Here is a 13050-nt window from a genome sequence, read left to right on the forward strand (position 1 = left end):
TGGGGCAGATGTCTTGTTCAGCTTCGAGCTATGAGGTAACGAGCTACGAGGTGGTTTTGGCTGCGAAGTGCAAGATCGAACGGGTTTAGAGCAAATCTCCTGTTACTGGGAAGTTGAACCGGGCGTGCAGTGCCGTTTTTCTGGGGAAAAACGGCCATAAATGTCGTGGTTTCGCTATACACCTACAGGAGATTTGCTCTAGCGTCCCTGAGCGACCAGCTTCGACTGAACGATGTCGGCAAGGTGGCCTACCGTATGCATCGATTCAAGCTCAGCGGTCTGGAACTTGATGCCGAAGCGTGACTCGATGGCTACGATCAGGTTGATGTGGTTGAACGAGTCCCACTCGGGAACGTCCGCAGCCGTGAGGCCAGGGCTTAGTTCGATGGAATCGTCATCAAAGAGATCGTGAAAGATCGTGGTGAGCCGCTCGTAAATATCGTGCTGTTGCATCAGCACATTATATCGGCGGCTCCTGTTAGAAGTGGCGCAGCTTGGGGCCTGGGGTCTCGCGTATTTCGGTCGCGGCCGAGGCCTCTGGACGGCTGGGAAGTGGCTTTTCGATGCTCTTCTCGATTGAACGGCTGACCAGGTCGCGCGAGCCGAGTCCGATTGCCAGCGAGAGCGTCAGGACGATGCCGCCGAAGAGAATCCCAAAGGCCAGTTCAACGACCGTACCGCCGATGTGCAGGTGATCGAGCGCCATGGCTGCGGTAAGCACCAGCACGAGCCACTTCACTCCGAACGAAAGAAAGCGCGCATATTGCAGTTGCGCATTGACGGCACCGATGAGCACGGAACGCGCGAGAAACCGTGCCAGCAGGTTGCCGGTGAAGAGGATCAGGATGGCGCCGAGGAGGTGTGTCAGGTAGGGAAGAACAAAGAGCGAGACCTGATCGTCGGCAGAGTAGGACGCGTCGAAGGCAGAGATCCCGACGGCGACGCCAGCAAGGATGCAGAGCCAGAAGACCACACGCGCAACCAGAAGTGTGGGCGAGTTAGAGGGCGCCCAATCAGAGAAGTTGACCGGCGAACTGATCTTCTCGCTGGCGGCGATGCGTTCGTCGAAGCGTGTCGCGGTAAGCAGTCGCCGTACGAGTGACGCAAGTAGGAAGCCTATGGCTGTCAGCACGAACACAGCGAGCAGAAAGGCCAGCAAGCCGGGAAGAAAGCGGACGAGCACGACCACTACGCGATGGGTGGACTGAAGAAGGGCGAATTTGATTTGCTGACCCATGATGATTGGCTCCTGAGTTCGTTGGTGCCGGGATGCTGTGATTCCGAGGGTATCGGCCGATTGCTAAGGATTGAAACGGTCCGGCCAGCGCCAGCGGGCAACGACGTAAGGTTTTTCGGCGGCGAATGCAGCGGCCGTCTCTTCGACGTGAAGAGCGGAGCGCGTTGCATCGCCGGCTGCGCGGCGAAGATGCGAGGTGACCCATGCCAGGTAGAGCGGTGTCAGCGCGCCGAGCAGATGGCCGCGATTGATCGTCCGCAGGTGATAGGCGAGGACAAAGTCATAGACGACTCGCGCCCACAGGTCTGGCGGCATCAGGAAGCTCTCCGCCGGGGCGAGTGAAAGCTTCTTCAGCGCCAGCAAAGACTGCGGCGGAAGCACCAGCGACCAGATCTCCTGCAGGTTCAGGTAGGCGCTGCGGAAGCTCTCAGCCATGGCGCGAACTTCGGCAAGCTCTTCGGTTTCTGCCCCTAGGGGGAGGGGTTCGGCGGTCGGAATGGCAGAGATGGAAGCCCGGCTGCGTTGCCAGAAGGGAGCCTTGGCTTCGATGTCGGTAAAGAGCGAACCTGCGACCTCGGCAAGCAGCGAGTTCAGATCGGCATCGCCAGGGTGCGGCATCGTCCTCTCACCCGCTTCGACCTCACGAACAACGAATGCTGCGACGGAAGCTTCCGCCACCGGCCAGAGAAGCGGCGTGCTCTGAGCGGCGCTTCCCAATCTGCGGGCGGCTGCGGCGAGACGTTCCGCCATACGCGAAGAGAAGGCTACGTCGAGGGGCAGGGGCAGATGCGTGCCCGCTCCGAAGAGCGCGTGGGTCAGGGGATAGAGCAGCGCGGAACTCACGAGGGCATCGTGCGGACCTGTCTGGTAGCGCGGCAACGCCAGGTCGACCCGCTGGCTCAGGACGGAGGCGACCAGGGCATGCAGGCCGCCGGTCGAGAGCGAAAGGGTCTCCGCACCCAACACCAGGATCGTCGATGCTCCGTGTTTTTGTGCGAGATCGGCCGCGCCGAGATAATCGCTCGCCGTAAGTGCCCATCCTGCATGCGGAAGCGATGAGGGATATTCGACCAGTTGAATTGTTTCGCTGGCCGGGATGTTCTCCGGCAGAACATCGGGCGAAGCGAGCAGAACGGATTGCCCGGGAAGTGCGGCGGCGATGCGTTCGTGCATCGTCTGCAGCGCTTCGGGACTCAGTGACGGAAGGCAGATGAGCACGGAGGCAGCGCTGCGTGCCGCTGTAGCTGTTCCCAGCGGGCGTTCATTCGAGATGTCGGCGATGGGCAATGAGGACATGAGGGTTCACTAGACAGTGCAACAGTAGACGGTTAAGCAGTATCACGGGCGAGTGCCAACAGGCCACTCAGGGGAATATGCAGCCAATCGGGACGGTTATTCAATTCGTACAGCAACTCATAGAGCGATTTCTCCAGCAGCAGGGCCCGAAGCATCGTATCTGCCTGGGACGACTTGGGAAGCAGTGACTCTCCCTGCGTACCAGCGGCGTGTATTGCATCGCGATAGGCCTGAAGAAACTTTGTGGACACGGCATTTTCCCAGAGTGATGCCCATCCCGCGAGAGTTACCGAGTGTTCCGGGCGGCGCTGGGTGTAGCGGTCAAGCGTAGAGCGTGAAGCATAGCTGAAGCTGCGTAACATTCCGGCAACATCCTTCAACGGAGATTGTTTCAGACGCCGCTCTTCCAGCGGCCGCGCAGGTTCTCCTTCAAAGTCGACGATGAGGAAGTCGGACTTTACATGCAGCAGTTGACCTAGATGATAGTCCCCATGGCTACGAATGCGTTGACCGAAGGCCTCGGGGGCAGCCGCAGCCAGGGACTGGGTGCGCTTCAAGAGTTCGCTGCGGTGGCTCAGGAGCAAGGCTGCACCGTCGACCAGGTCGTCGGGAATCGCTGCAAGGTTGCGCTTGAGAGCTCCGAGCGTGTGCTCGACCTGTTCGCGGATGCGTGCGGAATCGAGAGCGAGATCCTTGGCTGCGGTAATTTCCGCGGTAAAGGCGGCATCATCCGTTGGCGTTGCCAGGGCAAGATGCATCTGCGCGGTGCGAGTGCCGATCAGTGCCGCGGCCTCGAGCGAGAAGCCTGCGTGCTCCTGCGCATCCAGCGGGATCTCCGCTTCCACGAGAAAGCTTGCGGGTTTGCCGTACGACGCAGGTTGAGGAGAGTTGGCAACCGACTCATAGAAGCGTATCAACTCCTCTGAGAACCACGACCATCCGTCGCCTTCATTGGCCGCAAAGGCCTGCAGAAAGGCGAGGGTCGTTCCATCGGCCTCGTGATGAAGCTCGCCCAAATAGGCGGGGATGCGGTCGAAGTGCGCCACGTCGGTTAGAAAGCGGCTGATCTCGACGTCGGGATTTTCGCCGGGCTGCAGCCGCCGGAAGAGCTTGAGAATGGCCGTCTGACCGAACAGGAGACTGGTATTGGACTGCTCCGCGGAGCCGACACGAGACTCCGTCTGCGAGAGGCTTGCGGGATCGAAGGCGGGGGAGTGCGAGGCCACGAGCGTCGCATCGGCTTTCGGAGAGGTGATGAACATCTCCAGCAGCGCCTGTCGAAAGCCCTCGCTTGCCGTGGCGTCGTAGAGTACCGAACCGCTCGAAGCATCTCCTAGTGTTGCCAGGATCGCCTTTGGCGAGTTCTTGCGCAGCGTTTCTGCTGCATCGCCTGCAGCGATGGCGAGCGGAAGCTGATAGCGCTCGGTGCTTCCATTGTCATAGGTGACATCGATCAACGTAACGGCATATTCGCTGTTGGCGAGCGCCAGCGAAGAGCCGACAGTCGCAGAACGGATCTTGCGCGACTTGCTGCCGAACCAGCGTTGTTGCTCGAGATAGTTCGGCAGCAGTTGCTGGAGGAGTTCGTGCCCGCCGCCTTGCAGAAGAATTCCAATGGACAAGGTGGGCGATGCCTGCGTCTTGTTTGGCACGATGCCCGCCAGAGCTTCGTGCTCAGCGGGAGACTCAATGGTTGGCGCTTCCGGCTTAGGCGGAGCAGGCTGCAGTTCGAGCCAGAAGAAGCTGTACGGTGCAAGCGTCAGGGTGTAGGGCTGATCGGTAATCTCGGGGAAGGCGACGTAGCCCAGCATCTCCATGGGCTGACGACCGGCAAACTGGGCCAGGTCGAGCGCGACAGGCTGGGCAAAGCGCGAGAGGTTGGCGACGCAGAGCACCGTCTCCGACGCGCCGTCCTCATATTTGTGGTCGCGGATGTAGGCGAGAACCTTGCGGTTTGACGGGTGCAGGAACTCAAGCGAGCCGCGTCCGAAGACCTGGAACAGCTTGCGCAGCGCAATCATGTTGCGCGTCCAGTGCAGCAGCGAGGAGGGATCGCTGAGCTGAGCCTCCACATTGATCGCCTGGTAGCCCCAGATAGGGTCCATGATGACCGGGAAGTAGAGTCTCGCGGGTACGGCCTTGCTGAATCCGGCGTTGCGGTCGGAGTTCCACTGCATGGGCGTGCGCACGCCGTTGCGGTCGCCGAGATAGATGTTGTCGCCCATACCCAGTTCGTCGCCGTAGTACATGATCGGCGTTCCGGGAAAGCTCAGCAGCAGGGAGTTCATCAGTTCGATGCGGCGGCGGTTGTTGTCGAGCAGGGGAGCGAGACGGCGGCGGATGCCCACGTTAACGCGCATGCGCGGATCGGCCGAGTAGGCCATGTACATGTAGTCGCGTTCGTCGTCGGTCACCATTTCGAGCGTGAGCTCGTCGTGATTGCGCAGAAACAGTCCCCACTGGCAGTTGGCGGGGATGTCCGGTGTCTGCGCCATGATGTCGGTGATGGGCAGACGATCTTCCTGCCGCAGCGCCATGTACATGCGCGGCATCAGCGGAAAGTGGAAGGCCATGTGGCACTCGTCGCCGTCGCCAAAGTAGGGCCGCACATCTGCGGGCCACTGGTTGGCTTCGGCCAGCACCAGGCGGTTCTCGTAGCCCTCATCGATCGCCGCGCGGATGGCCTTGATTGCGGCGTGTGTCTCGGGCAGATTTTCGCAGTTGGTGCCATCGCGTTCCACCAGGTAGGGAATCGCATCCATGCGCATGGCGTCGACTCCCATGTCGAGCCAGAAGCGCATGGCTTTCAGCACCTCTTCCATCACGGCTGGATTGTCGAAGTTCAGGTCGGGCTGATGCGAGAAGAAGCGATGCCAGTAGTACTGCTGGGCCTCTTCGTCCCAGGTCCAGTTCGACTTCTCGGTGTCGGTGAAGATGATGCGGGCGTCCTTGTAGATCTGGTCGCTATCGCTCCACACGTAATAGTCGCGTTCGGGGCTGCCCTTGGGGGCGTGGCGTGCGCGCTGGAACCAGGGATGCTGGTCGCTGGTGTGGTTGATGACCAGCTCGATCATTACCTGCATGTTGCGCGCGTGCGCCGCGTCGAGAAACTGCTGAAAGTCCGCTATCGTCCCGTAAGAGGGATTGACGCTGGTGTAGTCGGCGATGTCGTAGCCGTCGTCACGCAGCGGCGAGGGGAAGAACGGCAGAATCCACAGGCAGGTGACGCCAAGGTCCTGCAGGTAATCGAGCTTGGAGATCAAGCCCTGGAAGTCGCCGATGCCGTCGTCGTTGGAGTCCGCGAAGGCGCGTACGTGCAACTCATAGATGATCGCGTCTTTGTACCAAAGTGGGTCGGTGGCGCTACAGGATTTCTTCACTCGTGAAATGCCTCTCTCGTGCGGGGCTTCTGAGGTGGTTGGATGCAGATTTGATGGTTCGCGGTGGTTATCGTAGTTGCCTGTTTTTCGTCGTCATCCGTAGAGGAAGGATGACGACGAAAAACAGACAACTATAAAGACTGCTGCGAGGCTTAGGGCTTCTACGGTCTCACAATCCGGAACACATGCGCCGGCATCACGCTGGGATTGAGCGCGACGTAGTTCCATTGGTCGTGCCATTGATAACGCGCGCCGGTAAGCAGGTCTTCGACCTCAAAGTTGCCCTGCCAGGGTAGGCCGAGCTTGTCGAGCGCGAGGTCGATGATCCCGGCCTGCTCATTGAGCGGATCGAGATTGACCGCTACGAGGATCGTGTCCGAAAAATCCGGGGTCGACTTCGAGTAGCAGAGCAGATTTGGATTGGGGCACGAGTGGAAGTGCAGGCTCTCGTTGCGCTGCAGCGCAGGGCTCGCGTCCCGAATCTTGTTGAGTTGCGTGATGAGTGGGGCAATGGACAGCGGCGATGAGCGATCCCACTCGCGAATCTGGTACTTTTCGCTGTCGAGATACTCTTCCGATCCGGTCTTTCCGGGTGACGGCTTCGCGGGACGGCCCTCGCACAGCTCATAGGCCGGGCCGTAGATGCCGTAGTTGGCAGACAGTGTGGCTGCCAGGATCACGCGCTGCATGAACATGGGCCGTCCGCCGGTCTGGAGCTGTTCGTGCAGAATGTCGGGCGTATTCGGCCAGACGTTGGGGCGGAAGAAGTCCGAGACGGGTGGCTTCGTCAGCTCTTCAAAGTAGCTTTGCAGCCCAGGTTTATCGGTGCGCCAGGTGAAATAGGTGTAGCTCTGGGTAAAGCCGCTCTTAGCCAGCGAGTACATGACGTGCGGACGCGTAAAGGCTTCGGCGAGGAAGAGGGCGTCGGGCGCGACGGCCTGGACCTCCGCGATGCACCACTCCCAGAAGGGCAGAGCCTTGGTGTGGGGGTTATCGACGCGGAAGACGCGCACGCCGCGATCGACCCAGAACTTGAAGACGCCAAAGAGAGCGTCCCAGAGGCCGCGCCAGTCGCTCGACTCGAAGTTCAGCGGGTAGATGTCCTGATATTTCTTCGGGGGATTTTCGGCGTATTGAATCGTGCCGTCCGGACGGTGAACGAACCAGGCAGGATGTTGTTTCACCCAGGGGTGATCGGGCGAGCACTGGAAGGCGATGTCCAGCGCCAGTTCCATGCTCTGCGCTTGCGCCGCCTTTACCAGGTCGTCGAAGTCGGCCAGTGTGCCCAGCTTCGGATGAATCTCGGTGTGGCCACCCTCTGCCGCGCCGATCGCCCAGGGACTGCCCTCCTCGCCGGGCTCGGCAGTTACGGAGTTGTTCTTCCCCTTGCGGTACGCGACACCGATGGGGTGGATCGGAGGCATGTAGACCACGTCGAAACCCATCGCGGCGATCTCCGGAAGCCGGGCCTCGACGTCTTTCAAGGTGCCGTGCCGGCCTGCAACCGGCGAGGCGGAGCGCGGAAACAACTCATACCAGCTCGAAAAGCGAGCGCGTTCGCGATCCACCCACAGAGGCAACTCCACTGGGTACTTCGTGGCGAATGAGAGGTCGGGATACTTCGCCGCAAGCGCTTCCAGCTCGGCAGTGATGGGCGACTCGTAGAACGGCAGGTTCGCCTCGGCGAGCGCGCGCAGTTGTCCCGCAGCAAGCTTTAGTGCCTTTGCGTCGGCTCCCTTGGCCCGCGAAGAGGCTGCATCCAGATGGTTGGCTCCGATGCGGAGCGCCAGTGGAATGTCCTGCGGAGCCGTTTGCTGCGTTGGCTCTTTAGGGTCTGGTTGAGCTGCCAGCCGTTTGCCGAGATCATGTACCCATGTGTCGAAGTGGTCGACCCAGGCTTCGACAGTGAAGTTCCAGGGGCCGAGCTTGTCGACGGAAAAGGTTGCCGTCCACAGATCGTTTGAAAGCTCGCTGAAGGGAACGGAACTCCATTTGCGCTGCGAGGAGTGCCGATACAGCAGGCGGGCTGCAACATGATCGTGGCCATCGCCAAAGATCGCTGCCGTGACCTCGACGAGGTCTCCGACGACGCGTTTTGCGGGATAGCGGCCTGCATCGACCTGGGGTTGAATCTCTTCGATGACAATGCGGCGGCGGCCTTCACTTGGTTTCATGCTGTACGTCTCTCCTGCGTCAATCTTTATGTAAATTCAATCGTTTGCAGACAACGCGAAACGCTTGTCCGGCTACGACGCATCCAACGGTGGAAGATGTCTTTCCAGCGTCTCCACCTTACACCGTTCTTTCTCTAGGGTAAGGGATGCGCCGGGGTAAGAGCTGGTTGTGCCGTGGATAGTGATAGGGCGGAGCCAGCACGGAGGAACTTGTGTCGAAGTGGTTCGGGAAAGAAGAAAAGCAAGCTCCGCTTCATGCGGCCCGCATTGAAGACTACGCTCTCATCGGAGATTGTGAGACGGCGGCACTGGTCAGCCGTGAGGGCTCGATCGACTGGTTGTGCTGGCCGTCCTTTTCGTCCGGAGCTTGTTTTGCGGCTCTGCTGGGAACGGCTGATAACGGCTATTGGAGAGTGCGGCCTGAAGCTGAAATTCAGTCGACTAGCCGGCGCTATCTTCCCGGCACGATGATCGTCGAGACGACTTTTGCCACGAAAGAGGGTGAGGTTACTCTTACCGACTTCATGCCGCCGCGCGGCAAGCACTCCGACGTGATCCGCATCGTGACTGGTGTTCGCGGCAAAGTGAAGATGCGTATGGAACTCGCGATACGTTTCGACTATGGTCTTACTGTTCCCTGGGTCACGAAAAAAGATCAGGACCTGCGCGCCGTCGCCGGGCCGCACATGGTGGTACTGCGCAGCATATGCACGCGTGGCGTGGCTATCGAGTTAGAGGGCGAAGGCCTGAAGACCGTCAGCGAGTTCACGCTCCGGGAAGGGGATCGTGCTTGCTTCGTGCTGACGTACGCGAACTCGACGGAAGAGGCGCCAACGCCGGTAACTCCAGAAGACGCTCTTGCCGACACGCAAGACTATTGGTGTGAGTGGACGGCGCGCTCGAAGTACGAGGGCGAGTATGGCGATGCTGTGGCGCGAAGCCTGATGACGCTGAAGGCGATGACCTATCGTCCGACGGGAGGTATCGTTGCCGCGGTGACCTCGGGGTTGCCGGAGAAGATCGGCGGTGAGCGCAATTGGGACTATCGCTACTGCTGGTTACGAGACACGTCTTTTACTTTGTTGGTGCTGATGAGCGCTGGTTATACGGAAGAGGCGGTGCAGTGGCGGTTATGGCTGCTGCGTGCCATCGCCGGAGCCCCGGGCCAGGTGCAGAGTCTCTATGGCATCGGCGGCGAACGGCTCCTGGTCGAATGGAATGCGACCTGGCTGCGCGGCTATGAGGATTCCTCGCCGGTACGTTTTGGTAACGCCGCGGCCGGACAGTTCCAGTTGGATGTCTTTGGAGAGGTCGTGACGGCGTTGTACCGTGTGCCCGACGCCGATGAAGATATTCGGGTTCCGGCCTCCGCGCTGCAGGCTTCCCTCGTCGATCACTTATGCCACGTCTGGGAGGAGCCGGACGAGGGTATCTGGGAGACACGTGGAGGACGCAAACACTTCGTTCACAGCAAGGTCATGGCGTGGGTAGCGCTCGATCGCGCGCTTAAGAACCATGAGCGCTTCGATGGGCGGGGTGACGTCAAACGCTGGCGCAAGAACCGCGACATGCTGCACAAGGAGATCTGCGAGAAAGGCTTCGATAAGAAACAAAATGCCTTTACGCAGAGCTATGGGTCGAAAGAGCTGGATGCTTCGTGCCTGCGCTTAGGTCTTGTCGGATTTCTGCCGATGGATGATCCACGCATTATCGGCACTGTAGATGCGATCCAGAAGTCTCTGATGAAAGACGGTTTGGTGCTGCGTTATATTCCTGCGGAGGCTCCCGATGGATTGAAGGGAGATGAGGGTACTTTTCTGGCGTGTAGCTTTTGGCTGGTAAGTTGCCTGCACCTTATGGGCCGTAAGGATGAAGCCAAGGAGATATTTCAGCGGCTGCTGGCACTGCGTAACGACGTAGGTTTATTGAGCGAGGAGTACGATCCGGTCAATAAACGGATGCTGGGCAACTTTCCCCAGGCGCTCTCGCATATTGCGCTGGTGCATACCGCCTTTACGCTGTCAGATCACTGGAAACCCACTCCTTATACCCCTTGAGGTCACTCAGAAGTAGTTGATTATCGCCCCAATGCAACCTCATACCTCGTGAAGTGACTCTATCGATACTATAGGTGGCTCACGAGTGTGGGGCATTCCTGCGGGCTCAAGCGGTTTCATCCTATGTGCAGAGCAAAAGTGTAGGAGACTCATGGGTTTCCTCATGGGAAATCACATGGCGCAAGGTTGCGGGATGACCGCAATCGTGAAACCGCCCTAACGTACATAACCACAGATGGGACAAAACCTAACCTATGGCGAAGACTCCGGGGTCGACATATCGGCTGCAGCTGCATAAAAACTTTACGTTCGACGATGCTGCGTCGATCGCCGATTATCTGAAGACTCTTGGCGTTACTCACGTCTACACGTCGCCCTATCTGCAGGCCGCACCGGGAAGTATGCACGGTTACGATGTGGTCGACCATCGCAAGGTGAATGAGGAACTCGGCGGCGCGGCGGCACACGAGCGTTTCTGTGCGCGATTGAGGGAACTGGGGCTGGGGCAGGTGCTGGACATTGTGCCGAACCACATGAGCCTCGGCGAACAGAATCGCTACTGGTGGGATGTGCTGGAGAACGGCACCAGCAGCCGCTATGCCAGCTTCTTCGACATCGACTGGAACTCGGCGGAAGAGCGTCTGCGCGACAAGGTTCTGGTGCCGATTCTTGCGGACCAGTATGGCCATGTCGTCACAGAGGGCGGCATCAAAGTTGTGCGGAGAGGAAGCGCCTTCACGGTGGAAGCCGCTGGGCAGGCGCTTCCGGTTGCTCCCGAGAGCCTGTTTGCCATCCTGAACAAAGCTGCGGAGTATGCCAAGAGCGACACGCTGAACTTTCTTGCTGCCAGTTATGGACGGCTGCCGTATCCGGACCTATCGGATCGGCGTACTACGCTGGCGCGTCATCGCGATAAGAACGTGCTGCATCGCCTGCTCGACCGGCTCTGCGGGGAAGAGATCGATATCTGCGAAGCTATCGATCGAACGGTGAAGGAGTTGAACGCGAACCCGGACGCGCTCGACGCGTTCCTGACGCAACAGCACTACCGCCTCGCTTACTGGAAGACGGCGGATCAGCAACTTGGCTATCGCCGCTTCTTCGATGTCAACACCCTGATCGGCTTGCGCGTTGAGCGAGAGTACGTCTTCGACGAGACGCACGCGTTGATTGTGAAGTGGCTGAAGCAGGGGATGCTCGACGGCGTTCGCATCGACCACCCCGATGGCTTGCGCGATCCGCTGCAATACTGCCAGCGCCTGCGCGACCGTGCGCCGGACGCATGGATCGTCGGCGAAAAGATTCTTGAGCCTGGAGAGTTTCTGCGCGATACGTGGCCGATACAGGGAACCAGCGGCTACGACTTTCTGAATGCCGCCATGAACGTGCTGGTAAAGCCCGAAGGCCTGCGCGAGCTGGGCAGGTACTACGAAAAATTTACAGGTGAGTCCACGGACTTTCCGGTCATCGTGCACGACAAGAAGATCGCCGTTGCGCAGGAGGCCCTGGGTAGCGATGTGAACCGCCTGACGAACATCCTTGTCGACATCTGCGAGAGCCATCGTGAGCAGCGCGACTTTACACGAGCCGAGATTCGCCGCTCGATTCGTGAGGTAGCGGCCTGCTTCTCGGTCTACCGGACCTATGTGATGCCCGACCGCGAGGAGATCACAGATGAGGATCGCCAGATTATCGACCGCGCGACCCAGTGCGCCAAGGACAATCGTCCGGACATCGACGGTGCGCTCTTCGATTTCATGCGCGACGTCCTGCAACTGAAAGTGCGGGGCGCCAACGAGAGCGAGTTTGTCTATCGCTTTCAGCAGTTCACCAGCCCGGTGATGGCAAAGGGCGTGGAGGACACAGCTTTTTACTGCTTCAATCGGCTGATCGCGCTGAATGAAGTGGGCTCCGACCCTTCGCACGATGGCATCAGCCTCGCGCAGTTTCACGAGTACAACTCGACGATGCAGCACACCCATCCGGAGACGATGACCTCGCTGGGAACGCATGACACCAAGCGTAGCGACGATGTGCGCGCCCGCCTGATCGTGCTTGCCGAGGTGCAGAAGGCTTTTGCTCAGACGGTCAGGCGATGGTCCAGGCGCAATGCGCACTATCGTACCGGTGAGTTTCCCGATCGCGGTACGCAATGGTTTCTGTATCAGACCATGATTGGAGCGTGGCCTATCAGCGCGGAACGTCTGCGGGAGTACATGCAGAAGGCCATGCGCGAAGCCAAGGTGCGCACGAGTTGGGTTGCGAATAACGAGGCGTACGAGAATGCGGTCAATCAATTTATCGATTCGATTCTCGGCGATGAAGAATTCGTTGCTGAGCTTGAGGAGTTCGTCTCTAACATCCTTCTCGCAGGACGAATTAATTCGCTGTCGCAGACCTTGTTGAAGTACACCGCGCCCGGCGTGCCCGACCTTTATCAGGGCGGCGAGCTGTGGGACCTGTCGCTGGTCGATCCGGATAATCGGCGGCCAGTGGCGTATGAGCTGAGACGCAAGCTGCTGGCGGAGATGGAAGGTCTTGACGCCGCCGGCGTCATGGCGAGAATGGATGAAGGTCTGCCGAAGTTGTGGGTGATTCGTCGCGCACTGCGGTTGCGGGAACGGCATCCGGATTGGTTTGGCCGCGAAGCAGACTATGTGCCTCTGTTGGCGAACGGAACAAAGAGCGGTCATGTGATCGCGTATCGCCGTGGGGTCTATGTACTGACCGTGATGCCTCGTTTCTGGATGACGCTGCGCGGTGACTGGGGTGACACCTCGATCGTGCTGCCCGATGGCAACTGGAAGAATGTAATGACCAACCAGACCATGCCTGGGGGAACGATAAGGCTTTCTGAGTTGTTGCGAGAGTTTCCCGTTGCTCTGTTGACCCGTGAGGGGTGAAGT

7 protein-coding genes are annotated in these 13050 nt (G+C 59.4%); 2 read left to right on the plus strand and 5 right to left on the minus strand.

From position 1 onward, the window contains the following. Positions 1 to 198: 198 nt before the first annotated feature. From ACIX8_RS05790 to ACIX8_RS05810, 5 genes are all read right to left on the minus strand, one after another. On the minus strand, positions 199 to 453 hold the full coding sequence (locus tag ACIX8_RS05790; RefSeq protein ID WP_014264390.1) for an acyl carrier protein: 255 nt from the start codon (positions 451 to 453) through the stop codon (positions 199 to 201). A 25-nt stretch (positions 454 to 478) separates the two neighbouring features. Next, entirely contained in the window at positions 479 to 1237 is a 759-nt protein-coding gene (locus ACIX8_RS05795) for a hypothetical protein (protein ID WP_014264391.1), read from the minus strand. Positions 1238 to 1300: 63 nt separating this feature from the next. Beyond that, positions 1301 to 2533, minus strand: coding sequence for a hypothetical protein (locus tag ACIX8_RS05800; protein WP_014264392.1), 1233 nt, complete (start codon positions 2531 to 2533; stop codon positions 1301 to 1303). Between the two features lie 32 nt (positions 2534 to 2565). Continuing rightward, positions 2566 to 5913, minus strand: a complete 3348-nt coding sequence (treS, locus tag ACIX8_RS05805) for a maltose alpha-D-glucosyltransferase (RefSeq protein ID WP_014264393.1) — start codon at positions 5911 to 5913, stop codon at positions 2566 to 2568. A gap of 161 nt (positions 5914 to 6074) precedes the next feature. Then, a complete protein-coding gene (locus ACIX8_RS05810) occupies positions 6075 to 8087 on the minus strand; it encodes an alpha-1,4-glucan--maltose-1-phosphate maltosyltransferase (protein ID WP_014264394.1) in 2013 nt (670 codons plus the stop codon). 212 nt (positions 8088 to 8299) lie between these two features. Between ACIX8_RS05810 and ACIX8_RS05815 the strand changes: the two genes are divergently transcribed. Further along, positions 8300 to 10144: a glycoside hydrolase family 15 protein gene (locus ACIX8_RS05815; RefSeq protein ID WP_014264395.1), complete on the plus strand. Its 1845-nt coding sequence runs from the start codon at positions 8300 to 8302 to the stop codon at positions 10142 to 10144. Between the two features lie 254 nt (positions 10145 to 10398). Then, on the plus strand, positions 10399 to 13047 hold the full coding sequence (gene treY / locus ACIX8_RS05820; RefSeq protein ID WP_014264396.1) for a malto-oligosyltrehalose synthase: 2649 nt from the start codon (positions 10399 to 10401) through the stop codon (positions 13045 to 13047). Positions 13048 to 13050 lie beyond the last annotated feature (3 nt).

The organism is Granulicella mallensis MP5ACTX8, from assembly GCF_000178955.2.
In the GTDB taxonomy this organism is placed as follows: Bacteria; Acidobacteriota; Terriglobia; order Terriglobales; family Acidobacteriaceae; genus Granulicella; species Granulicella mallensis.